Source organism: Nonomuraea typhae, assembly GCF_009760925.1.
GTDB lineage: Bacteria > Actinomycetota > Actinomycetes > Streptosporangiales > Streptosporangiaceae > Nonomuraea > Nonomuraea typhae.
The window spans coordinates 1,366,303-1,387,692 of sequence record NZ_VRLV01000001.1; the positions used below are offsets into that span (position 1 = coordinate 1,366,303).

At 68.2% G+C, this 21,390-nt stretch carries 23 protein-coding genes and 4 pseudogenes; 19 read left to right on the top strand and 8 right to left on the bottom strand.

Features of this window, described 5'->3' with window-relative positions; translation table 11 throughout:
- Positions 1-89 precede the first annotated feature (89 nt).
- Entirely contained in the window at positions 90-713 is a 624-nt protein-coding gene (locus FVE25_RS06325; protein ID WP_157245383.1) for a hypothetical protein, read from the top strand.
- Between the two features lie 191 nt (positions 714-904).
- Here FVE25_RS06325 and FVE25_RS06330 read toward each other — a convergent pair whose 3' ends face one another.
- Entirely contained in the window at positions 905-2,020 is a 1,116-nt protein-coding gene (locus tag FVE25_RS06330; RefSeq protein ID WP_157245384.1) for a terpene synthase family protein, read from the bottom strand.
- A gap of 170 nt (positions 2,021-2,190) precedes the next feature.
- Between FVE25_RS06330 and FVE25_RS56950 the strand changes: the two genes are divergently transcribed.
- The 14 genes and pseudogenes from FVE25_RS56950 to FVE25_RS06395 all read left to right on the top strand — a co-directional run bounded on the left by FVE25_RS56950 (position 2,191) and on the right by FVE25_RS06395 (position 9,891).
- Positions 2,191-2,610, top strand: coding sequence for a hypothetical protein (locus FVE25_RS56950; RefSeq protein ID WP_425489474.1), 420 nt, complete (start codon positions 2,191-2,193; stop codon positions 2,608-2,610).
- A gap of 262 nt (positions 2,611-2,872) precedes the next feature.
- Positions 2,873-4,407: pseudogene (locus FVE25_RS06345) on the top strand (ISL3 family transposase).
- Positions 4,408-4,553: 146 nt separating this feature from the next.
- The gene (locus tag FVE25_RS06350; RefSeq protein ID WP_157245385.1) at positions 4,554-4,844 is read left to right on the top strand and encodes a transposase; all 291 of its coding nucleotides are present in this window, start codon (positions 4,554-4,556) and stop codon (positions 4,842-4,844) included.
- Positions 4,841-5,428: pseudogene (locus FVE25_RS06355) on the top strand (IS3 family transposase); the annotation flags it as partial. The gene FVE25_RS06350 and the pseudogene FVE25_RS06355, both read left to right, overlap by 4 nt.
- A 123-nt stretch (positions 5,429-5,551) precedes the next feature.
- Positions 5,552-5,686: pseudogene (locus FVE25_RS56955) on the top strand (IS30 family transposase); the annotation flags it as partial.
- 7 nt (positions 5,687-5,693) lie between these two features.
- Positions 5,694-6,002 (top strand): annotated as a pseudogene (locus tag FVE25_RS06360) (integrase core domain-containing protein); the annotation flags it as partial.
- A 31-nt stretch (positions 6,003-6,033) separates the two neighbouring features.
- Positions 6,034-6,657, top strand: coding sequence for a hypothetical protein (locus FVE25_RS06365; protein WP_157245387.1), 624 nt, complete (start codon positions 6,034-6,036; stop codon positions 6,655-6,657).
- A gap of 17 nt (positions 6,658-6,674) precedes the next feature.
- Positions 6,675-7,247, top strand: a complete 573-nt coding sequence (locus tag FVE25_RS06370) for a hypothetical protein (protein ID WP_157245388.1) — start codon at positions 6,675-6,677, stop codon at positions 7,245-7,247.
- A 9-nt stretch (positions 7,248-7,256) separates the two neighbouring features.
- Positions 7,257-7,430 (top strand): peptidoglycan-binding domain-containing protein, encoded by a 174-nt coding sequence (locus tag FVE25_RS06375; RefSeq protein ID WP_157245389.1) that lies wholly within the window; start codon positions 7,257-7,259, stop codon positions 7,428-7,430.
- Between the two features lie 103 nt (positions 7,431-7,533).
- Positions 7,534-7,773 carry a hypothetical protein gene (locus tag FVE25_RS06380; RefSeq protein ID WP_157245390.1) on the top strand — a complete coding sequence of 80 codons (240 nt, stop codon included), beginning with the start codon at positions 7,534-7,536 and terminating at the stop codon, positions 7,771-7,773.
- Positions 7,774-8,005: 232 nt separating this feature from the next.
- Entirely contained in the window at positions 8,006-8,077 is a 72-nt protein-coding gene (locus tag FVE25_RS56960) for a DUF6980 family protein (protein WP_425489475.1), read from the top strand.
- A gap of 304 nt (positions 8,078-8,381) precedes the next feature.
- The gene (locus tag FVE25_RS06385) at positions 8,382-8,783 is read left to right on the top strand and encodes a hypothetical protein (RefSeq protein WP_157245391.1); all 402 of its coding nucleotides are present in this window, start codon (positions 8,382-8,384) and stop codon (positions 8,781-8,783) included.
- A 368-nt stretch (positions 8,784-9,151) separates the two neighbouring features.
- The gene (locus tag FVE25_RS06390) at positions 9,152-9,448 is read left to right on the top strand and encodes a hypothetical protein (protein WP_157245392.1); all 297 of its coding nucleotides are present in this window, start codon (positions 9,152-9,154) and stop codon (positions 9,446-9,448) included.
- A 158-nt stretch (positions 9,449-9,606) separates the two neighbouring features.
- Positions 9,607-9,891, top strand: a complete 285-nt coding sequence (locus FVE25_RS06395; RefSeq protein WP_157245393.1) for a hypothetical protein — start codon at positions 9,607-9,609, stop codon at positions 9,889-9,891.
- A gap of 198 nt (positions 9,892-10,089) precedes the next feature.
- Here the strand turns inward: FVE25_RS06395 and FVE25_RS06400 are convergent, their stop codons facing one another.
- Positions 10,090-10,632 carry a hypothetical protein gene (locus FVE25_RS06400; protein WP_157245394.1) on the bottom strand — a complete coding sequence of 181 codons (543 nt, stop codon included), beginning with the start codon at positions 10,630-10,632 and terminating at the stop codon, positions 10,090-10,092.
- On the opposite strand from FVE25_RS06400, the gene FVE25_RS56185 reads away from it, so the two are divergent.
- Complete coding sequence (locus tag FVE25_RS56185; RefSeq protein WP_281367821.1) at positions 10,622-10,750, top strand: hypothetical protein; 129 nt, start codon at positions 10,622-10,624, stop codon at positions 10,748-10,750. The two genes, FVE25_RS06400 and FVE25_RS56185, sit on opposite strands and share 11 nt — an antisense overlap.
- A 481-nt stretch (positions 10,751-11,231) precedes the next feature.
- Here the strand turns inward: FVE25_RS56185 and FVE25_RS06405 are convergent, their stop codons facing one another.
- Positions 11,232-11,372: a hypothetical protein gene (locus FVE25_RS06405; RefSeq protein WP_157245395.1), complete on the bottom strand. Its 141-nt coding sequence runs from the start codon at positions 11,370-11,372 to the stop codon at positions 11,232-11,234.
- 1,182 nt (positions 11,373-12,554) lie between these two features.
- The gene (aceA, locus tag FVE25_RS06410; protein ID WP_157245396.1) at positions 12,555-13,844 is read right to left on the bottom strand and encodes an isocitrate lyase; all 1,290 of its coding nucleotides are present in this window, start codon (positions 13,842-13,844) and stop codon (positions 12,555-12,557) included.
- A gap of 238 nt (positions 13,845-14,082) precedes the next feature.
- On the opposite strand from aceA, the gene FVE25_RS06415 reads away from it, so the two are divergent.
- Complete coding sequence (locus FVE25_RS06415) at positions 14,083-15,552, top strand: helix-turn-helix domain-containing protein (RefSeq protein ID WP_425489471.1); 1,470 nt, start codon at positions 14,083-14,085, stop codon at positions 15,550-15,552.
- A gap of 18 nt (positions 15,553-15,570) precedes the next feature.
- On the opposite strand, the gene FVE25_RS06420 is transcribed toward FVE25_RS06415, so the two are convergent.
- Complete coding sequence (locus FVE25_RS06420; protein ID WP_157245397.1) at positions 15,571-16,482, bottom strand: hypothetical protein; 912 nt, start codon at positions 16,480-16,482, stop codon at positions 15,571-15,573.
- 99 nt (positions 16,483-16,581) lie between these two features.
- Here FVE25_RS06420 and FVE25_RS06425 point away from each other — a divergent pair, with 99 nt between their 5' ends.
- Entirely contained in the window at positions 16,582-17,517 is a 936-nt protein-coding gene (locus FVE25_RS06425; protein WP_219825318.1) for a glucosyl-3-phosphoglycerate synthase, read from the top strand.
- Positions 17,518-17,533: 16 nt separating this feature from the next.
- On the opposite strand, the gene FVE25_RS06430 is transcribed toward FVE25_RS06425, so the two are convergent.
- Positions 17,534-18,139, bottom strand: a complete 606-nt coding sequence (locus FVE25_RS06430) for a TetR/AcrR family transcriptional regulator (protein WP_157245399.1) — start codon at positions 18,137-18,139, stop codon at positions 17,534-17,536.
- 89 nt (positions 18,140-18,228) lie between these two features.
- Here FVE25_RS06430 and FVE25_RS06435 point away from each other — a divergent pair, with 89 nt between their 5' ends.
- Positions 18,229-19,638: an MFS transporter gene (locus FVE25_RS06435; RefSeq protein WP_157245400.1), complete on the top strand. Its 1,410-nt coding sequence runs from the start codon at positions 18,229-18,231 to the stop codon at positions 19,636-19,638.
- Here the strand turns inward: FVE25_RS06435 and FVE25_RS06440 are convergent.
- Positions 19,601-20,407 carry a carbohydrate ABC transporter permease gene (locus tag FVE25_RS06440; protein ID WP_157245401.1) on the bottom strand — a complete coding sequence of 269 codons (807 nt, stop codon included), beginning with the start codon at positions 20,405-20,407 and terminating at the stop codon, positions 19,601-19,603. The two genes, FVE25_RS06435 and FVE25_RS06440, sit on opposite strands and share 38 nt — an antisense overlap.
- Positions 20,404-21,387 carry a carbohydrate ABC transporter permease gene (locus FVE25_RS06445; RefSeq protein ID WP_157245402.1) on the bottom strand — a complete coding sequence of 328 codons (984 nt, stop codon included), beginning with the start codon at positions 21,385-21,387 and terminating at the stop codon, positions 20,404-20,406. Before FVE25_RS06445 ends, FVE25_RS06440 begins: the two co-directional genes overlap by 4 nt.
- Between the last annotated feature and the right edge of the window lie 3 nt (positions 21,388-21,390).

Below are 21,390 nucleotides of genomic sequence, written 5' to 3' on the forward strand. Positions count from 1 at the left end.
CTTGAGATTCTGATGAGTAATCCCGAAGAACTGAGAAGCTGTCTGCGGGGAATCTGTCGCGAGAGAGCCATCGTCGACATCATTGCTAGATGGCATGGGCGTGGTTGGCGCCCCTCGCTACCGGTGTCTCCGGCGTCGCGGGCATCGTGTTTACATGGCTGGCGGGTGCCCAAGGACGTAAACATGCCCAGTACCTGCTCGCCGAGTCCCGCGAGGCAGACGCACGCGAGCGACTGCTCAAAGAACGCAGGGACGCCTACCTGGCGATCCTCCGCATCATAGAAATCAGCCGCAAGTGCGAGAAATACAGAATCCGAAACGAGACTGAGAAGCTTCGTCAACTGGACGAATGGTGGCCTCGCTCCGAACGAGCCCGAATGGAGATAGAGGCGACAACCGCTCTCCGCGCCTTCGGCAGTGACGCGATTCAGGCTATGGCGGAGGGGTGGATAGCAGCCCGTATCGACGGCGACTATGCGGTGCTCAACGTACGGACCAGAGCCCTGCGCCAGCAAGTGCGGGACGAGTTACAGGGAGAGACTGACTGGCATCGCCCGTCTGAGGAAGTTGGTTCACAACCTGCTGCGCCAACATCGTGCCGAGATGACGTGTCGGACGCGCTTGTCGGCTTGAGCGGTGATGTCCATGCAGATGCCGGTGACCAGACCGACGTCCCAGTGCCGGCGGCGGAGCGGCCATCTCCAGGTGCGTGACTCCTTGCCGATTCTCGCCATCTCCCGCCGAAGAACCCGCCCTCAAGCCGAAACCGTCAGCCGCCGGCGTCTGTGCCGTCGGGTTCGGCGGGCCGACAAGCGATGAGCGCCGTCCCTGGCCTCTCCTGCCCGGTCAAGCACCCGGTCGCCGCAGAGTCCGACCGATCGCGGATGACACGATCACCGAAAGGCTATCCGTCACGATCTTCATCTGGCCGGGTATCGGCCAGGCCGGCCGGGAGAGGGTCAGACGGCGGGATGGTGCTGTCGGTGACGATGGTCTGGCTGCTGTAGATGGGTACGGTGCGGTTGGGCTGGCCGGGGCCGATGACGGTGGGCATGTAGGTGTCGACGCTGTGGTAGCGCGGTGGGTCGTAATGGTAGTCGTGGTTGCCGCGGACCTGCTGGCGCTGGTCGTCGATGAGCCGCAGCGCGGCCTCAATCTGGTCCTGACTGGCGCCGACCGCGCGTAGTTGGGCGGGTGCGGCGGCGCGGGTCGCGTCGAGCTGGTCGATGAGGCCGGTCAGGATGTCGTTGACGATCTCCGCGGCCTCTTGCAGCGGGCGGTCGAGGTCGCGGCTGGTGATCAGGACGGCGTTGTAGGAGTAGCCGACGGCGGCTTCCTTGTCAGCGGAGAAGATGTCGTTGCACAGGCCCATGTGCTCGCATGCCAGCTCACGCGTTCGGGCAAGAGCGGGGTGGGCGCGCAGGTGGGCGGGCATCTCGATGCCGCGCGTGTACTCGTGCAGGTGCAGGAAGATCTGCTCGTTGACGCCGTGGCGACGGTGCGGCAGGTAGGTGTGCAACCGCATCGGCTCGCCGGCCTGGTGCGCGTGGGCCTCGACGGCGTAGGTGGCAACCCAGGAGGCGTTGGCGTGGCCGAGCAGGCGGCGCCAGACGGGAGACCGTCCGACGCTGAGCGCATCCAGCAGCTCGGCCAGGGCGCGCCCTGCCGGGCTGGCCGGGGGCGCCTGGCGGGACACGCGGAGCAGGTCGGTGGACAGATGCCGCACGGTCGCGACGTCGTGGCCGGTGATGGCGTCGTCGAAGGTGTCGTCCACGATGAAGGCCAGCACCATGTAGCGGTGGATGTGCCGCAAGGCATTAGCGTCGGCGTAGGGGTAGTACAGGGCGGTGGTCAGCCACGGCTGGGTGCGCTCCAGATGCTCGCGCATGGCGTCATTGGCCAGCAGGTCCCGGCTTTGTGCCCACTGCCAGGTGTCGGCCTCCAGTGCCTCCATCGCCGGCGATGGAGGCTGAGAGGGGAGCGGCATGTGGAAGGAGGGCAGGCGGAAGGACAGGGACATGGACCACCTCCGCGGATAGATCTGACCACCCGTTCGCCAACCACGAATATTACTAACTGTAATTATTCGAATGCGTTACGTCTCCTGTCGGGACGGCTATCTTCCCCCTCCGGGCGGCCAAAGTCGAGATCGACATCCACCCGCTCCGGCGCGCCCACGCCACCGAACTCATCAACGTCGGTGTCTCCATCGAAGCGGTCCGCCGGCGCCTCGGCCACGCCTCCGCCGAAACCACCCAGCTCTACACGCTCCTGGCCGACGACGACGCCGGCGCCGAAACCGCGCCGCCCGACGCCGCCGAGACCAGACAAAGATCAACTGACATGCGCGGGTGGCCAACTCCTTCAGGCACGCGGTTGCACCCACACCTTCAAAGCCCTGGGGAACTTCGTCTGGCACAGGGTGATCTCGTGGTGGATGGTGCTGCCGATGGAAGTGGAAGGACGTACGCCCGACCCTACCGGCCGGTGGCGCAGACCCCTCGGCGGACGGGATCGACCTGTTTGATCTCCGAGCGGTGTCGATCACACGCTACCGCTATCGGGGCAACACGATCCCCACCCCGTGGACCCCTGCCTGACCAAGCCTAACGATAGAGACCGTGGAGAACCCGTTGCTCAGTATTGGGCACGGCGGGTTCGGTGAGCGGCCTGGGGAAACGGAGCGGCGGCAACGTTGGCACCGCGCCCCAGACCGACTCAACCGTACGGCACGCGCCGCCCAACTGCCGCCCGGCCTTACTGAGCAGCTCGGCGAAGTACGGCCGCGCGGGTCTGTCCAGTGGTGTGTGTGGTGACCGGCTCTGGCCCGTAATCGGTGGTGGCGCCGAGTGATCACCTGCCAGCCTGGGCCGTGCTGAAGATCGGCGATCTTACGGGTGTGGCGTTTGCGGGGCTGTCTGCCCTGCTCATCCAGGGTGTTAATGACGAGGACCATCTCATTCGGGTGATGCCCCGCACTCGCGACGAGCCAGTACCGTGCCCGGTGTGCGGGACGCTGACCGGCCGGGTGCATGGCTACGGCATCCGGACGGTCACCGATGTCCCGGTCGATGGGCGGCAGGTGGTGGTGTCAGTACAAGTACGGCGTCTGGTCTGCCCGGCGTGGGGATGCCCTCGGCAGACCTTCCGTGAGCAGGTGCCCGGGCTGCTGGAGCGCTACCAGCGTCGAACGAGCAGACTCACCGGGCAACTGGGCGCAGTGGTCAAAGAACTGGCCGGCCGGGCGGGTGCCCGACTGTCAGCGGCCCTGGCCGTCACGATCTCGAGGTCCACGGCACTGCGCCTGCTCAAGCGAGTGCCGCTGCCACCGCTGCGGACCCCGCGCGTGCTGGGTGTCGATGACTTCGCCCTCAAGCAGCGCCACCGTTACGCCACCATCCTCACCGACGCCGAGACCGGCGAGCGGGTCGATGTCCTGCTCGGCCGCGGCGCCGACGTCCTGGAGACATGGCTGCGCCCCCACCCGGGGGTAGAGATCGTCTGCCGAGACGGCTCAGGCGCCTACGGCGAGGCGATTCGACGCGCCCTGCCGGACGCGGTGCAGGTCAGCGACCGATGGCACCTGTGGGCCAACCTCTGCGACAAGACCCTCGCCGAGGTTCGCTCCCACAGCGCCTGCTGGGCCACGGTCAACCCAATCCGGCCCGCCGGCGTGCGTGAACAGAGCACCCGCGAGCGTTGGCAGCAGATCCACGACCTGCTGAACAAGGGCGTCGGCCTCCTGGAGTGCGCCCGACGGCTGAACCTGTCCCTGAATACCGTCAAACGCTACGCCCGCACCCAGCAGCCCGAGGCCCTGCGCCGTGCCCCGCGCTACCGGCCCACTCTCGTCGACCCATACCGCGACCACCTGCGAGAACGGCGCGCCGCCGACTCCGCCGTTGCGGTCCAGCAGTTGTTTCGCGAGATCAAAGAGCTCGGCTACACCGGCAGCCTCAACCTGCTCTACCGCTACATCACCCAAGGCCGAGCCGAAGGCGAACGACCCGTCATCCCCCGCGCCGCCTGGCACGCCTCCTGCTCACTCACCCAGACCGGTTGCGTGACGGCGACACTCAACTGGTGCAGGAGCTCACGGCCGCCTGCCCCGAACTGACCGCACTCGCCCGCCAGGTCCGCAGCTTCGCCGCACTCCTCACCCCAGCCGAAGGCAACGACGCAAAGCTCACCACCTGGATCATCACCATCCGAGCCGCTGACCTGCCTCACCTGCACGGCTTCGCCAACGGCCTCGAACTCGACCGCGACGCCGTCAACGCCGCCCTCACCCTTCCGCACCACAACGGCCGAACCGAAGGCGTCAACACCCGCACGAAGAGGATCATGCGACAGATGCACGGCCGTGCCGGGTTCGACCTTCTTCGCCACCGCATCCTGCTGAAGTGAAGATCACTCGGCGCCACCACCGATTACGGGCCAGAGCCGATCACCACCCACACACTGGACAGACCCCTCAAGAACACCTGAGGCGCCCTGAAGTTTCCGGACAGTCAGGAATATAACCTGACAGAGAGTCTGGAAGAGGTAGGTACGTGACGAGGCGTCGCAGGCAGTTCTCGCCTGAGTTCAAGGAGGAAGCCGTCCGCATGGTGCTGGACGGTCCGCGCACCGTGGCCTCGGTGGCCCGGGAGTTCGACATGAACCCGACCACGCTCGGCAGCTGGGTGAACATGCACAAGGCCATCCACCCCGAGCCCGAACAGCCGCTGTCGGGTCCGGAACGGGCGCGGATCCGTGAGCTGGAGCGGGAGAACGCCGAACTGCGCGAGAAGCTGGTGTTCTTGAAAAAAGCAGCCGCCTTCTTCGCGGCCGAGACTCGATGACGCTCGCCAAGTTCGAGCTGATCGAGGCGGAGAAGGCCAACCATCGCATCACGGCGATGTGCCGGTGGCTGCAGGTGTCGCGCTCGGGCTACCACGAGTGGCGGGAGCGGCCGGCCTCGGCCACCGCCCAGCGGCGCGAGCACCTGGCCGCGCTGATCGAGCAGATCTTCGCCGACAGCCATGAAACCTATGGCTACCGGCGTATCCATGCCGCCCTGGCCCGCCGTGGCGAGGTCTGTTCGGCCGAACTGGTTCGCGCGCTCATGCGGGAGCACGCCCTCACCCCGGTGCAGGTGCGAGCCTTCCGTCCGATCACGACCGAGCAGGGTGACTTTCGCAGCATCCCCGACCTGGTCCGGCGCGATTTCACCGCTGACCGGCCCGGTATCAAGCTCGTCGGCGACGTCACCTACATCCGCACCTGGGAGGGCTTCCTGTATCTGGCCACCGTCATCGATTGCCACAGCAAGGCGGTGCTGGGCTGGGCGATGGCCGATCACTACCGCACCGAGTTGATCACCGACGCGTTGCGCATGGCGGTCGGTACGGGCCTCATCCCCACCGACGCCGTCTTCCACACCGACCGCGGCTCGAACGGCGGATTCAACCGGTCGTCGCAACACCCTGATTTCGGAGGTGTTGATGGGTCGGCCAGCTGGATGGATGCAGGCGTTGACGGGGCGGTCACCAATGAAGTCGCCGGGCGCGCCGACGACATCGCGGCAGTCGCAGCGACGCTCAACGCCCGCCCACGCAAGAGCCTCGGCTGGAGGACCCCTGCCGAGGCCTTCAACGATCATCTAGAATCGCTTCTGAGCAGCAGTGTTGCGACGACCCCTTGAACCTAAGCAATACACCTGTTTCGCCTTCACCGCCCACCTGCTCCAGGCCGGGATCGACGCCTCAATCGGCAGCGTCGGCGACGCCCTGGACAACGCCCTGATGGAATCGCAGATCGGCCTGTTCAAGACCGAACTCATCAAACCCCGACGACCCTGGAAAGGCCTGGCAGACGTCGAACTGGCCACCGCCGAATGGGTCGACTGGTTCAACCACCAGCGACTCCACACCGCCATCGGCGACATCCCACCCGCCGAACACGAAGCCATCTACTACGCTCAACACCAGCCCCAACCGGCGGCTGGAGTCAGCCAATAGCGTCTCCATCGATCCCGGTGCGGTTCACGACTTGTTGACCAGACTCGGCTTCCTCACCCCGCCCACGACTCGCTCCGACGATGAACTCGCCGTCGCCTACTACCTGGGACGCGTGGCTGAAGCCGCCTGGCGGGCAAGCACCGCGGGCCGCCTCACCCGCACCTGGCGGTACGGACGCCTGCACGCAGTACACCTAGAGGCCCGCTGGCACACCGACCTGGCCACCAACCCCGACACCCAGCGCACGCTGGCGGCCACGATGGACAGCCTGTTTTCCGAGGGCGACCTCGTCGCATGGCAAGCCAGCTCACCCTGGGTTCGCACCCTGGCTGAGAAATCGGCTGACCACCTCGCTGAGGGCTCGAACCATCAGAGACCGCCAAACCAGGCCGATAGCCATCCTGCGCACGGCACTGAGAAAGCTCTCACGCCTCCGAAGGCTCAACCAGACGGGCCTGGTGAGATCACCGCCGACATCCGGCTCGACTGGGACGTCTATCGCCTCTACGAGGCAGATCCGCAGGTCTCAGTCAATGCCGTGGCCAAGCGCCTGCACATCGCATGGGCCACCGCGGACAAACGGCTCCGCGCCGTCAAGGACCTCGTCGACGAAGTAAGGCAGGGCGCCTCCCCACCCTCTAGCAGGACTGTGTGAATTCTCAGCACCTCTCAATGAGAGGCACCTTCACAGCTGAACGGGTGAGAAAGGGCCTCACATCTCGGGCGCTTGCCGGAGGAGAAGCTTCTCGCTCGCCGGGAAAGAGCCAGAGTGGCGCCAAGCCGCAGATCCGGCCGATCCCGCCCGCGGTCGCGCACGCCTCGAACGCTACCTGGCCGCCCGCGCGCCAAGGCGAACGCCCCGTCGACCAACTCGAAGGGCGGCTGCCGCCCACCGCGACCGGCAGCCGCCTCGACCGAAAGGGCGGCTCCGACCTCGTCGCACGCATCGGCCGCGCCGCTGGCATCACCGGCCTGGCCGTACCATCAAATGACATGCTGCACGGGATTCGTGACGCGATCGAATACGTGCAGCGCGAGGGCGGCGCGGGACCAGAGATCCAGGGACATCGAGACGGCTACTCGACCGATTACCCGGGACCGCGGCTGTACGCCTGGGTCCAGCGCGGTTCGCCGCGTCCTAGTGGTGGCACAGCGGTACCGCGGCCGTCGGCGGGGCTCCCGCCATTCCCTGGCCGGTTGTCGGCCTACCCGCCGGTGATGGCCGGCGCAGACGTCCGCACCTGACAGGCGCGCATGAGAACCCGCGGGTGGCGGATCGACGTCGACGGCGCGTACGGCCCCGGCTCGGCCGACGTGTGCGCGGCCTTCCAGCGCGAGTGCCTGGCCGAGGGACTTGCAGTCGGGCCCGCCGATGGGATTGTCGGCGCTCGCACGTGGGCTGCGGCCTGGGAGAAGCCCATCACCTAAAAGGAGAGATCTTGATCCCCATCGCTCGCCTCGGCTACGTGTTCCGCCGGCTGATGTGGTCGACGGCTGGCCTGGAGATCCCGGATCGGTGCCGTCGCTGGGGGTGGCCACCACGTTCCTGCAGGCCGCAACCGAGACCGATCTGGCTGTGGGCGGCCGGGCGGACATCGAGGCGCTGCTCGCCTACGCGGCCACGACGAGTCCGGACACCACCACCCAGGAGCTGATCGATCGGCTGACGACCGACATCGACGTTCCGCCCGCCAGCGCGCCTTCGTTACGCTGGCTCTCCATTCGTGGCCGCCACGGAGAAGCCGCGGCCCTGACCTCCAGCGGAGGTTGACCATGAATACCGACACCAAGCGCGCGTTGCGCACCATCCTGCAGACGGCTGTGGGTGTCGCTGCGGCGCTGCCGATGATCGTGCAGGCCGTCCGGGGTCCCGGAGGCGCTGCCCCGGGTGGCCGGCTCGCTGGCTGTCGCCGGTGGGTTCGCGCGCGTGATGGCGCTGCCGTCCGTGCAGCGGCTGCTGCCGTCGTGGCTACGCACGGAGGAGGCGGACAACAGCTGACGGGCTGATCGTCCACGACGGAGGCACGGCGACGATCGCCATCTCCTACTGCCCGTGGTGCGGCCAGAAGCTATGAAAGAGGCCGAGCCGCCCGAAGGCGGACCCGAGCTGCCGTCGGTCGCTCTCCATACGAGGGCGTCCGGCCACTCGAACGGGTCGGCATGCTGATCGCAAGCCCAGTCCAACTGACTCGTCATCATGGAGCAGCAGGCCGAAGTCACGATGATCAGTCTGCCAGGTTGGCGAAAGTACGCACGACAGGCGAACGTCAGAGCGCCGACAGCGGCCGTGTCTAACGTCGACTCCACGAATGCGAACTCCGGCCCTTTTCGGCGATGCCGGGCGGCCGGGTTGTTCGCTCCAGTTGAGAGGAGTCCACCGTGAGCAACACCGAAGTTGAGGCCAGAGGGTCCAAGCTCCGGCGTCGCGTCGTGACGCCCCTTGCCGTTCTCGGCGCCGCCGTCGCCGTCGCCACCGCCATCGTGACACCGGCGTCGGCGGACAGCGGACGAAACGGCTCCCTGTGGATCCGTGCGCACAGCGGGGTCGTTGATTCGCAGCACTACCCCGGCCCTCCGTCCGGTACCTATCACATCCAGTACTGGCAGGCGGGCGGCGGCTGGTCCGCGAACGGCCGTGATTATCACTTCCCTGGCCGGACGGTCTACGGAAGGATCGCGGCTCCCGTGCCGTCAGGGGCAACGGTGTGCGCCCAGCTCTGGTATCACAAGCCCGAGGGCGGGTACGGCTCCTACGGCCTGCCTTGCGTGCGCATGAGCTGATTGCGCCGTGGGCGGGCGCAGGCCGCAAGGAAGGAACGGCTGGGTCCCGCTGGCCGCCTGTTGTCCAAGGGGCGGATCAATCCCGGCGCTTTGCCCATCCCGTACCTCCTCCTCCACGGCGTCCACCGAGCTGCAGTTTCGTGCAGAGAGCGACGTGGAAAGGGTTGCGATGTCGCGTTGAACTCGACATCGCGACAGGTCTGAGGCGTATCGTCGTGGAGCCGCTGTAGTCGCGACGCACAGTACCCCGCTCTTCTCCCCGCTCCGGCAGGGGGAGGAGGGCGGGGGTTTCGCCGTGTGAGGAACGCACGGGCGCCGGTGATGTGCGCCTCTATGCGGCTATGGCGGCTCGGTCTACCGTCCCGGCCATGACCGTCAAATGCTTCGCCACCATCGTGGGCGCGGTGCTGCTTGCAACCTCCACGCTGGCAGCACCAGCGCAAGCACTCGCGTCACCGGCCGTCACCTGCGAGCGTGGCGGCGTCGCCGATGACGGCTACGGCGTTCTCCGCTTGGCGGGCTCCCCCTGCAGCGGCTTGCCGGGGCGTGTCAGCAGCGTGGAGGTCCTCCTGAAGTCGGGCCCGGACGCGGGGACCTACTTCTGCAATTTCGTGTTCGTCTCCATGTACAACGCCGTGATCGGGCTCGGCTGCCGGCGTCTGTGATGCCCCGAGCGCGACCGCCCCGCACCTGGCATCGCGCGGTTGGGGTTCGAGGGCGGGAGCGGATCAATCAAACGCCAATCAATCTGGCGTGAGGAATGCACGGGTGCCGGTGATGTACGCCTCTGGGCTGAAATGGTGGCGCGGTCTACCGTCCGGGCATGTTGGTCAAACGTTTAGCAACTCTGATGGGGACAGCACTGCTGACCGGTGGCATGCTGTCGGCGCCCGCCCAGGCCGCGGCCTTCTACTCCTGCGTCGAGGGCACACGGTGGGAAAGTCAAGGCGCCTACAACGTGCTGGGAGAACACTGCATCGGTACGGGCAATTTCGACGTCGAGATGCGCGTCTACCAGGGCCCGGCGGCAGGCACGTATCAGTGCCGGATCGCGTACTTCAGCTACGACCTTCGTCGCGCTTCGGGCGCAGGATGCGTTCCCAAGTAGCGGTCCTGGTGTCCGGCCGCCGCTCCTGCGCAAGGCTTTGGCGGCCGGATACTTCCCTCGCCTGTGAGGGGCCGCCCGCCCCTCAGCTTTTTGGATGCCCTAATTCATGGATGGGTTCACGCTGGGTCGGTGTCCTTATCCGGACACCACCGCAAAGCCCTCACCCCGTTCGGGTGGGGGCTCGATGGGCGCTGCAGCTCAGCCGCCGGTATGCAGATCAACAAGCTGCCGCACCCTGGCCAGCGCCCGCGCATGGGCCGGCGCCCTCCATACCTGCCACAGCCGTGGAGGAGACAGCAGAAGAGCCACAGCCGAGGCGAGTTCCTTGATGCCGTCAGCCTGATCTGTGCGCGGTCGCGCGGACATGAGCAGTCCCTGCAACACGCTCGTGTAGCCGACCACCAGCGTCAGAAGAGGCGGCAGGAAGGTCCTGGCGTGTCGTCCTGCGTCGTCGGCGAGTCGCTGGACCTCGCCGACCAGCCGCTCGTATTGCCGGTCCTGCTCCACGTACACGTTTCCGCGGACCGCAGGCTCCGCACCTCCTGGCACGTGTGCGGACACGACATCCGCCGCCTGGACGATACGAACGGTCGCGGCGAGGAGCTCGCGCCGGGAGCGATGCGCGTCGAGGATCTCCTCCTTGCGTGCTTCAAGCCGCGGCTTGGCGAAGTATTCGATGCCCAGGGGCACGATGACGGAGATAGTGGCGGACGCGATGAGCGTCTCCCAGTTGATCGACATCGTCCCTCACACCCTCCGCCAGCGGGCCTGCGCCCCGTCCCGCGAGGTGCACCGCATCAACGTGCCCGCGGTCGTCCTGCCCAGAGCTCCCTGCGGCGAGCAGAACGAGCCCGAGTGAACGCCTGACTGGATTGATGGCCTGGGTTTGCGCGTCCGAGTGGGCTTCGGCGTCGGCTTGGGAGTGCGGATCTTCACCTTGGGCATCTTCGGCCGCGGCCTGGTGGGCGACACCGTAAGTATAGGCGTCGGGCTGGGAGACGACGTCGTCTCGACCGCCAGGGCCGGTGTCGGCGTGGCGGATTCTGCGACGAGGGTCGAGCTCTCCGTCGGAGTGGGGAGCGCTGCCGGCGTGGAGCCGGTGGCGGCAGAGCAGCCCGCGGTGAGAGCGAGCGCGAGTACCGCAAGGTGAAGAGAGCGCATCGTTGCACCCTTCGAGGTTGGTGGGTGGCGGCCCGAAGAGTAAGACGACTGAGTGTCACGCAAGGTTGTCGCAGAGTGGCGTTCTGTTGGTATCCCAGTGGGTGCCTTCGGCCTCTCGCGACGCCGAGGGCGCCATGGGGAGGGCAGCTAGGCGCGGCGGGCTCGAAGTGAGCTGATGTTCACCACGTTGGTGATGCGGCGGCTGGTAGCTCGCTCCCGGTCGCGTGCCGGCTGAGAACGTCCTCGGCGAACGCGGGCGTCCAGTTGGCCGATCTCGCCAGCCCCTGGGCCGGGTGCGGGCCGTACAGGGTTTCTGCCATGGCGCGGAAGCCGCGCGGCTTGATGGGTGCGATGGCCGCTCGTTCTCGAAGTCGTTCGCCGCGGGCTGCCATCTGCTTGAACAGGTTGGTGTAGCGCTGCTCGTCGATGCGCTCTAGGCGGCGAGGGTGCGGATGAGTGCGGCGATGGACACGCCCCAGCGTCTCTTCAGGAGAGCGAAGCCCTCTTGCGGGCAAGGGTCTCCCCTCAGCGGCTACCGGAGTGGGAGCATCGTCTTGTTCATCGGGGCTGGTCAGGCAGGCGCGATGGGCACGGACGTACTTCTTGACGTTCTCGACCAGGTTCGTCCTCCCCAATGGAACCCGTCCGCGACCGAATCGCGCCCCGCAGCGGTGCGCAAGGCCCGAACTCCTGATCCCCGCCGACGGCAACGACGCCAAACGCCGGTTCACCCCCACGCCCGTGGGGGTGAACCGGAGAAGGCCGACCTGAAGTACAACAAGGCGGCGAGGTCCCCACGCCCGTGGGGGTGAACCTCTACCTGACATCGACGCAGCGCACCGTCGCGAAGTCGATCGCCCGCAGGTTTCGCGGCCCCACGGCGACACGGTCAATGCGGCTGGCCAGATGCAAGTCCCAACTCGCTGGACGCCGGTGAGCAAGGGCGCGGCAGTGAGGTTGCAGGAGCTGCCGGTCCATGATCGGTGACGGCTCGTAGAGGTTGGCCTTCTGATAGTGGGGCTCCTCAACAGGCCGGATGTCGCGCGGCCATTCGTGCGAGGTTCAGTAGGTCCCTGTGCCGACAGCCTGCCAGGACCTCCTCGATCAGCGTGGCGTCCCCGTCGTACGCGCGGCGTTCGACCAGCGGATGACATGGCCGCTCCAAGATTCCCGGCCGGCGACAGGCTGGGCGGAAGGCCCGGCCCTCGACGTGGACGAGGGCCGGGCCTTCCCGTTCAGGGGGACTTCCCGTTGGGCTTCAGGCGCCGATTCCCACGCGGAACCCATCAGGGAGTCTCTGATATAGGTAACCCATGACTCATGGGCCATCCATGACTCGACCAATGATCCAATCCGCGAAAAGTGACACGCGAGCTCATGAAGAACCCATGACAAACGCTACTAAGCGCTACGATCGGATACCAATAGATACCGGAGTCGTGACTCAGGGTAGGTGATCATCTCATCGGTTCCGTGTCCGAATTGGTCGAGTCTGTCGGACTCTAGTGCGCGGTGGCGAACTGCTCCTCTTCGGTGGAGCCCTTGAGGGCGGTGGTGGAGGAGTCGGGTGCGATGGCGGTGCTGACCAGGTCGAAGTAGCCGGTGCCGACCTCGCGCTGGTGGCGGGTGGCGGTGTAGCCGCGGCGCTCGGCGGCGAACTCGGCCTCCTGGAGCTCGACGTAGGCGGTCATGCCGTCGGCGGCGTAGCCCTGGGCCAGGTCGAACATGCTGTAGTTCAGCGAGTGGAAGCCGGCCAGCGTGATGAACTGGAACTTGTACCCCATGTGCCCGAGCTCGCGCTGGAACTTGGCGATGGTCGAGTCGTCCAGGTGCTTCTTCCAGTTGAACGACGGCGAGCAGTTGTAGGCCAGCATCTGGTCCGGGTACTCGGCCTTGATCGCCTCGGCGAACTCGCGGGCGACGTCGAGGTCGGGGGTGCCGGTCTCCATCCAGAGCAGGTCGGAGTGCGGGGCGTAGGCCAGGCCGCGGGCGATGCACGCCTGCACGCCGTTGCGGACGCGGTAGAAGCCCTCGGCGGTGCGCTCGCCGGTGGTGAACTGCTGGTCGCGCTCGTCCACGTCGCTGGTCAGGAGCGTCGCGGCCTGTGCGTCGGTCCGCGCGATGATCAGGCTGGGGACGCCGGCCACGTCGGCGGCCAGGCGGGCGGCGTTGAGCGTCTTGATGTGCTGGCCGGTCGGGATGAGGACCTTGCCGCCCAGGTGGCCGCACTTCTTCTCGGAGGCGAGCTGGTCCTCCCAGTGCACGCCCGCGGCGCCGGCCGCGATCATGCCCTTCATCAGCTCGAAGGCGTTGAGCACGCCGCCGAAGCCGGCCTCGGCGTCGGCCACGATCGGGGCCAGCCAGTGCGGGGCCTCGATGCCCTCGGACCAGGTGATCTGGTCGGCGCGCAGCAGCGCGTTGTTGATGCGGCGGACCACGGCCGGCACGGAGTTGGCCGGGTACAACGACTGGTCGGGGTAGGTCTGCCCGCCCAGGTTGGCGTCGGCGGCAACCTGCCAGCCGGACAGGTAGATCGCCTGCAGACCGGCCTTCACCTGCTGGACGGCCTGGTTGCCGGTCAGCGCGCCGAGCGCGTGGACGTAGTCCTCGCTGTGCAGCAGGTTCCACAGGCGCTCGGCGCCGAGCCGCGCCAGCGTGTGCTCTTCCTGGACCGAACCACGCAACCGGATCACGTCGCCGGCGCTGTAGGTGCGCTCGACGCCGGCCCAGCGGGGATTGTTCTCCCACTCCTGCTGCAGCTCCTCAGCCGCTCCCTTGAGGCGATCGTTCATGTTCGCTCCTTATGTCGTCCCCTGGGTGCTTGCTGTTGAGTCTGTGCCCCGCCGTACCGCTTCCATAGAGGTTTTCTGAAGCGAAGAACGCTCAGATTTCTGTCTCAGAAAATACTGACGCGTATTCGTACCAGAAAAATTCGCGAAGTTTTCCGTTGGCCTAGACCAATGACTGGGCGGTCAGGTTGGGCCGCCGAACCTCTAGAAGAACGGGCGATTTTCTGTCTAAGCTCAGCGCATGGCCTCGCTGCTGCGTGAAGAACCGCTGTCTTTGACTCAGGAGCTCGATCTCATCGCGTTCGGGCAGCGGCTCCGCCACCTGCGCAAACAACGCGGCCTGACCCTCTCCGACCTCGGCGAACGCGTCAGCCGCGCCCCCAGCCAGCTTTCCCTGCTGGAGAACGGCAAGCGCGAGCCCAAACTCTCACTGCTGAAGTCCCTCGCCTCCGCGCTCGGCGTCCCGGTCGAGGAACTGCTGCGCCGCCAGGCCCCCAACCGCCGCGCCCAGCTGGAGATCCAGCTCGAAGAGGCGCAACGCGACCCCATCTACGCCGGGCTCGGCCTGCCGCGCCTGAAGGTCTCCGCGCGCGTCCCCAACGACGTGCTCGAGCACCTGCTCGGTCTGTACGGCGAGCTGCGCGCCCGCCAGGCAAGGGGTACGGCCACGCCCGAGGAGGCCAGGGTCGCCAACGCCGAGCTCCGGCTGCGCCAGCGCGAACTGGGCAACTACTTCCCCGAGATCGAGAAGGCCGCCGCCGAGGCCCTGTCCGCGGTCGGCTACAGAACCGGCGCCCTGTCGCAGTCGATGGTCCAGGCCCTGGTCACCCACCTCGGCTACACCGTCCACACCGCCCAGGACCTCCCCCGATCGGTGCGCTCCATCACCGACCTCCGCAACCGCCGCATCTACGTCAAACACGAGCAGCTCGGCATGCACACGCCGCGCACGATCCTCCTGCAGACGCTCGGCCATCTGGCCCTGGGCCACGACAAGCCCCGCGACTTCGCCGACTTCCTGCGCCAGCGCACCGAGGCCAACTACTTCGCCGCCGCCGTCCTCGTTCCCGAGAAGGCGGCCGCGCCGTACCTGCGCGAAGCCAAGCAGGACCGCGCGCTGTCGGTGGAGGACCTGCGCGACGTCTTCGCCGTCTCCTACGAGATGGCCGCCCACCGCTTCACCAATCTCGCCACCCACCACCTCGACCTGGTCTGCCACTTCGTCCGCAACGACGCCGGCGGCATCATCTACAAGGCGTACGAGAACGACGGCATCGTCTTCCCCGCCGACGAGCAGGGGGCCATCGAGGGGCAGCGCATGTGCCAGCAGTGGTCGGGCAGGCAGGTCTTCCTGTCGCCCGACCGCTTCTCCGTCTTCTATCAGTACTCCGACTCGCCCACCGGCACGTACTTCTGCGTCGCCCACGTGGACCCCTCACGCGAACGGGACTTCGCCATCACCCTCGGCGTCCCCTACCGGGAGTCCCGCTGGTTCCGCGGCCGCGAGACCACGAGCCGCACCAAGTCCAACTGCCCGAACGGCGATTGCTGCCGCCGGCCCCCCGCCGAGCTGGCCGAACGCTGGGAGGGGTACGCCTGGCCGTCGGCCCGGGCCAACTCCCACGTCCTGGCCGCCCTGCCGCCGGGCTCGTTCCCGGGCGTGGACGAGGCCGACGTGTACACCTTCCTCGAACGCCACGCGACCGTCTGACCTCCCCGGCCCCTCGATTCACAGGCGGCCGTAGGCGATCGGCCGGCCGGTGCGGGCGTCGAGCACGGGCCGGTCGCCCAGGGGCGTGCGCAGGGTGAGCGTGCGCCGGTCGAGGAGCCCGAGCTCCGGGCACGGCCCCTCGGGGCCGAGCACCCGCGGCGCCACCACGACCGCGTCCGCCTCCTCGCGCACGTTCACCCCCAGCATGCGCCCGCATCTGGCCCGGATGAAGTAAAGGGTCACGGCATCGCCGGGCCCCTGCTCGAAGGTCCCGTCGAACGGCGTCGTCGGCCCCAGGCCGCCGGGCGATCGATCGATCGCCGCATCGGCCACCGCCACCTGGTGGATGGGCCCGGGCAGCCCTCGGACGTCCAGCCGCCAGGCGGGCACCTCGGCCGGACCCCGATGGGTACGGATGGTGACCCGCTCCAGGATCACCCGGGTGATCTTCGCGGGCTTGCAGGGCGGGTCGTCCCCTTCCAGCCGGTCGCGCGGGGCCGCGGGCTGCTCGCCGATCGGCACGGCCTGGCACCGCGGGTTCCGCGCCGGTATGCCCGATGCGCCAGCCGGCCCGTCCGCCGCGGCGCCGGCGCGGTACTGCGCGTCCTCCGCCGGGGTCAGGGGCACCTCCAGCGTGCGCCCGTCCGCCCATCGGACCGTTCCCGTGCTCGGCTCGGGTACGGCCGGCCTGCCGTGCACCAGCATCAGGCCCGGATCGGCGCGCAGGGCCGCGGCGGTTTCAGGCGACATGATCGTCAGATCCTGCCGGGGGCGGAACCCGGCCCGCCACTCCGCCGCCGGTCCGTCGCGCCAGGTCATGAGCACCCGTTCGGCCCGGCCGTCGAACGTAACCGGCTCCGCGCCGGGGCTCCGCGCACCGGGGAGCAGGAAGGCCAGAAGGACGAGGGCGGCGAGGTATCTGATCATCAAGCATCAAGGGTGCCATGAGGGGCAGAGGGTGGCATGGGGTCTTTACCGGAAATACTGCACCTTAAGCTGGAGGCGTGTGGACGATGGGGGAGGGGTCGCGTGCTGCCTGAGGTGGAATCCTGGTGGCATCGCCGCACCTCATCCGCTGCCGACTGGCCCCTCGCCGGCCTTCTCGAGGCGAAGGGCGGCACCACGATCAGCGTCGTCCTGCCCGCCCGGGACGAGCGCGAGACCGTCGGCGACATCGTCACCGTCCTGCTGCGCGAGCTGCCCGCGCTGGTGGACGAGGTCGTGGTCATCGACTCCCGCTCCACCGACGACACCGCCCTGGTCGCCGCCCGCGCCGGCGCCGCCGTACACGCCCAGGACGACATCCTGCCCGGCCTCAAACCCCTGGACGGCAAGGGCGAAGCGCTCTGGAAGTCGCTCGCGGTGACCTCGGGCGACATCGTCGCCTTCGTGGACTCCGACATCCGCAACTTCCACCCGTCCCTGGTGACGGGTCTCCTCGGGCCGCTGCTGGCCCACCCCGACATCGCGTACGTGAAGGGCTGCTACGACCGCCCGCTGCGCGGCGCCCCGACGGGCGGCGGCCGGGTGACGGAACTCGTCGCCCGCCCCCTGCTCAACCTGCACTGGCCCGAGCTGGCCGGATTCATGCAGCCCCTGGCCGGCGAGTACGCGGGCCGGCGCACCGCCCTGGAGCGCATCCCCTTCATCACCGGGTACGGCGTGGAACTGGGCATGCTCATCGACCTGCTGGCCCTGGCCGGCCTCGACGCCCTGGCCCAGGTGGACCTGGGGGCTCGCGAGCACTCACACCAGTCGACCGAGGCGCTGGGCGCGATGGCCGCCCAGATCATGCTGGCGGCCTGGTCCCGCCTGGCCCGCGAAGCCAAGATCCACACGACCCACGAGCCCGCCCCCCGCCTCACCCAGTTCCGCCGCACCCCGACCGGCCACCACATCACCGACCGCGACGTCTCCATCGCCGAACGCCCGCCCATGCTCACGGTGGACGGCTACCGCCCCTGATCCCGGAGCCGGAGGGTCAGGACTTCGAGACCTCGGCGGCGGACGGCAGGGCGGAGGCCACGAACGCGGCCAGGTGCTCGCGCATGACCTCCTGGCCGGCCAGGGAGTCGGCGTCCTCGCCCAGCATGATGCGGCCGAGCTGAGGCAGCATGGCCGGCAGCAACGCCAGCCCCGTGAGCAGGAACATCGTGCGCGCGGTCTCCCGGGAGGGCGTCTTCCCGAGCCCCTCGGCCAGGGAGACGTTCTTCCTCGCGCAACGCTCGACCCGGACCTCCTGCCCGGCCAGCAGGTCCTGGCCCCGGTAGTTGAGCGCCTCCCACATCAGCAGCCGCACGAGCTGGGGATGCTCGGCGTAGTAGGCCGACAGCCGCTGGACGTAGGCGGCCGGATCCCCGCCGGGCAGGGCGATCTGGGCGGTCAGCTCGTCGAGCGCTTCGTTGATGACGGCGTCGAAGAGCTTCTCCTTGTTGCCGAAGTGGCCGTAGATGCGCTCTTTGTTCACCCCGGCGCGCTCGGCGATCCGGTCGACGCGCGCGCCCGCGATGCCGTAGGCGGCGAACTCCTCGCGGGCCGCGTCCAGCAGGGCGGCGCGGGTGGCGGCGGTGGAGACCTTGGGTGCCATGTCCGGCATCTTACCTGCATCCAACCAGTTGGTTGCTATCCAACTGTTCAGTTGACATCCAACTAGTTGGTTGGCTACGTTCCCGAGCCATGGCAATCACGTCATCCCGCAAGCCCCGCCCCACCCCCACGGCCCCCGCCCCGCAAACGCGGCCGCCCTCGCCACCGGGCACACCCGCGGCAGAGCCGCCAGAGCGCTCCGCTCCCTCGGCCGGTGCCCTATCGGAGGGTGCTTACGAGGCGGGCACCGCCAAGAGTGACGGCTCCACGACGGATGCGCCCCCGCGAACCGTCACCCAGCCGGACACCCCCGAGCGGTACGCCCCCTTCGCCCGGACCCTCACGGTCTTCACCCTGGCCGCCGTCCTGGTCAGCGGCCAGCTCTACATCGTCATCCCCCTCCTGCACGACATGGCCACCTCCTGGTCTGCGACCACGTCCGGCCTGGCCTGGCTGGTGACGGCGTTCGCCATCGGCTACGGCGTCGGCTTCCTGCTGTTCGGCCCCCTGTCCGACCGCTTCGGCCGCCGCCGGCTCCTGATGTACGGCCTGCCGCTGGCGGCCGTGGCCACCGCGGCGGTGACCCTGAGCCCGACCCCTGAGGCGGCCACCGCCCTGAGGCTGATCCAGGGCGTGGCCGTGGCGAGCTTCCCTCCGGCCGCCCTGGCCTACCTGGCCGAACGCGTCGACCCGAGGCGCAGGGCCATCGCCGTCTCCGCCGTGACCGCCGCCTTCCTGGCCTCCGCCGTACTGCTCCAGGTGGGCGCGCAGCTCCTCGTCCCCCTGACCGGCTGGCGGGCCCCGTTCCTGATCTCGGCCGCCGGCCTGGCCCTGGCGGCCCCGGCCATCGCCCTGATCATGCTCCCCGACACCCCGCGCCCCGGGACCGGCGGCTCCGTTCTGGCCTCGTACAGGGCGCTGCCCGGCCTGCTGTTCCACCGCACCCTGCTGCCCCGCTACCTGGCCACGCTGATCCTGATGGTCGGTTTCGTGGCCGTCTACACCGCCCTCCAGCTCTACGGCGTCACCTCCCCGGCCCAGCTCCTGGCCCTGCGTGCCGCCGGCTTGCCGGCGATCGTCCTGATCCCGCTGCTCATGCCCTGGCTGGGCCGTATGCCGGCCCCGGCGAGAGCCGCCACGTTCCTGGCGATCGGCGCGCTCAGCCTGGCCGCCGTGGCCCTGACCACTCCGTCGATCACGCCGCTGGCGGTCCTGCTGGCCCTGTACGTGGCGGCGATCGCAGGCGCCCTGCCCGGCCTGAACGAGGCGATCTCCGCCGCCGCCGGCCCGGCTCGCGGCAGCGCCCTGGCCCTGTTCTCCTTCGCCCTGGCGGCGGGCAGCGGCGTCGGCCCGCAGATGGCGGCCGCGTTCCCCGCCTTCACCCCTCTGGTGTACGGCGTGGCCGCCACCATGACCGTCGCCGCCGTGGCAGTCGTGATCTCGGCCCGCCGCGCCGTACCCCTCAGCTCTTCTCCGCGCCCTCGTTCGGGTCGCGGATGAAGTAGCGCTGGAACACGATGAAGATGACCGCGACCGGGATCGTGGCCAGGAGGGCGGCGGCGAGCTTGAGCGGGAACTGGGTGCCGCCTCCGAGCGAGCCGCTGACCAGGTCGGCCAGTCCGCGCGGGAGGGTGAACAGGGCCGGGTCCTGGACGGCGACCAGGGTGTGCGGGAACTCGTTCCAGGAGCTCTGGAACGACAGGATCGTCAGGGTGATCAGCGCCGGCCGGGACATCGGGAGCACCACGGACCAGAAGACGCGGAACGTCCCGGCGCCGTCGATGCGGGCGGCCTCCTCGACGCTGCGCGGCACCGATTCGAAGAACTGTTTCATCACGAACACCCCGGCGGCGTCCGCGACGATCGGGAGGATCAACGCCAGGTAGGAGTCATACATCCCCAACGTATTCAAGACCAGAAATTTCGGGATAAAGAGCACGACGCCGGGCACCGCCATCACCGCGATCACCGCCGCGAACACCCCGGCCCGGCCCCGGAAGCGCAACCGGGCCAGCGCGTACCCGGCCATCGAGTCCAGCAGCACCCGCCCCAGCGTGACCACCACCGTGACCAGCAGCGAGTTCCCCAGCCAGACCGGCAGATCCGTCCCGAGGAACACCCGCTCGAACGCCGACGACGTCGCCGGATGCGGAATCGGCGACAGCGGATGGGCGGCGGCGTCGGGGTCGGTCTTGAAGGCGTTCGCGATCTGGAGGACGAACGGGAAGACGAAGACCGCCGAGAAGACGATCAGCGGGATCCGCCTCATGGCCGCCGCTCCCTCATGACCCAGCGCTGGAACAACGTCAGCAGCACGATGATGAGGAAGAGCACGAACGAGATCGCCGTGCCGGCGCCGTAGTCGAAGTCGCGGAAGGCCGTCCGGTACGACAGGAACGCCGGGGTCAGCGTGGTCTTGGCGGGATCGCCCTGGCTCATCACGTAGATCTGGTCGAACACCTGCCAGGTGCCGATCAGCCCGAGCGTCAGCACGAGGAACATGGCCGGCTTGAGCTGCGGCAACGTCACCCGCCAGAAGCGCTGCGCACGGGTGGCCCCGTCGATCATGGCCGCCTCGTCGAGCGCCTTCGGGATGTTCTGCAACGCCGCGAGGAACATCAGCATGAACGTGCCCGACGTCGTCCACACCACCAGCACGATGATCGCGCACATCGCCACGCTCGGCCCGGACAGCCAGTCCCACCAGGTCAGCCCGAGCACGCCGTTCTCGGTCAGTACGGCCGGCGGCTCCCCGACGATCAGCTGGATCACCCCGCGCGGGTCGGAGAACCACTGCGGCCCCTCCACTCCCGCATACGCGAGCAGCTGGTTGACCGCCCCCGAGTTGCTGAAGATGAACAGGAACACCACGCTGATCGCCACGGAACTGGTGACCGAGGGGAAGTAGAACGCGGTCCGGAAGTAGGCCCTGCGCTTGTTCACCGCCAGCGCGAGGAACAGGGCCAGCGCCGTCTGCAGCGGCACGACCACGGCCACGTAGTAGACGTTGTTGCGGATGCTGGTCATGAAGTTCTCGCGGGCCAGGCCGTCCTCGGTGAACAGCCGCGCGTAGTTGTCCCCTCCGACGAACGGCACGCCGGAGCGGAAGGGACTGCCCTGCCCGTTCCACCCCGTCAGGCTCACCCAGAGCGCCATCAGGATGGGCAGCAGCAGGAACAGGCCGAGGATGGCCACCACCGGCGCCACGAACAGCCACCCCGCGAGGTTCTCCCTGGTACGGCTGCGCATGAC

What these genes read in the sequence shown, in the direction of transcription:
- FVE25_RS06325 (WP_157245383.1), top strand. Translation starts at nt 90, where the DNA reads ATGGCATGGGCGTGGTTGGCGCCCCTCGCTACCGGTGTCTCCGGCGTC.
- FVE25_RS06330 (WP_157245384.1), bottom strand. Translation starts at nt 2,020, where the DNA reads ATGTCCCTGTCCTTCCGCCTGCCCTCCTTCCACATGCCGCTCCCCTCT.
- FVE25_RS06370 (WP_157245388.1), top strand. Translation starts at nt 6,675, where the DNA reads ATGAGAGGCACCTTCACAGCTGAACGGGTGAGAAAGGGCCTCACATCT.
- FVE25_RS06375 (WP_157245389.1), top strand. Translation starts at nt 7,257, where the DNA reads ATGAGAACCCGCGGGTGGCGGATCGACGTCGACGGCGCGTACGGCCCC.
- FVE25_RS06390 (WP_157245392.1), top strand. Translation starts at nt 9,152, where the DNA reads ATGACCGTCAAATGCTTCGCCACCATCGTGGGCGCGGTGCTGCTTGCA.
- FVE25_RS06395 (WP_157245393.1), top strand. Translation starts at nt 9,607, where the DNA reads ATGTTGGTCAAACGTTTAGCAACTCTGATGGGGACAGCACTGCTGACC.
- FVE25_RS06400 (WP_157245394.1), bottom strand. Translation starts at nt 10,632, where the DNA reads ATGTCGATCAACTGGGAGACGCTCATCGCGTCCGCCACTATCTCCGTC.
- FVE25_RS06405 (WP_157245395.1), bottom strand. Translation starts at nt 11,372, where the DNA reads ATGGCAGAAACCCTGTACGGCCCGCACCCGGCCCAGGGGCTGGCGAGA.
- aceA (WP_157245396.1), bottom strand. Translation starts at nt 13,844, where the DNA reads ATGAACGATCGCCTCAAGGGAGCGGCTGAGGAGCTGCAGCAGGAGTGG.
- FVE25_RS06415 (WP_425489471.1), top strand. Translation starts at nt 14,083, where the DNA reads ATGGCCTCGCTGCTGCGTGAAGAACCGCTGTCTTTGACTCAGGAGCTC.
- FVE25_RS06430 (WP_157245399.1), bottom strand. Translation starts at nt 18,139, where the DNA reads ATGGCACCCAAGGTCTCCACCGCCGCCACCCGCGCCGCCCTGCTGGAC.
- FVE25_RS06435 (WP_157245400.1), top strand. Translation starts at nt 18,229, where the DNA reads ATGGCAATCACGTCATCCCGCAAGCCCCGCCCCACCCCCACGGCCCCC.
- FVE25_RS06440 (WP_157245401.1), bottom strand. Translation starts at nt 20,407, where the DNA reads ATGAGGCGGATCCCGCTGATCGTCTTCTCGGCGGTCTTCGTCTTCCCG.
- FVE25_RS06445 (WP_157245402.1), bottom strand. Translation starts at nt 21,387, where the DNA reads ATGCGCAGCCGTACCAGGGAGAACCTCGCGGGGTGGCTGTTCGTGGCG.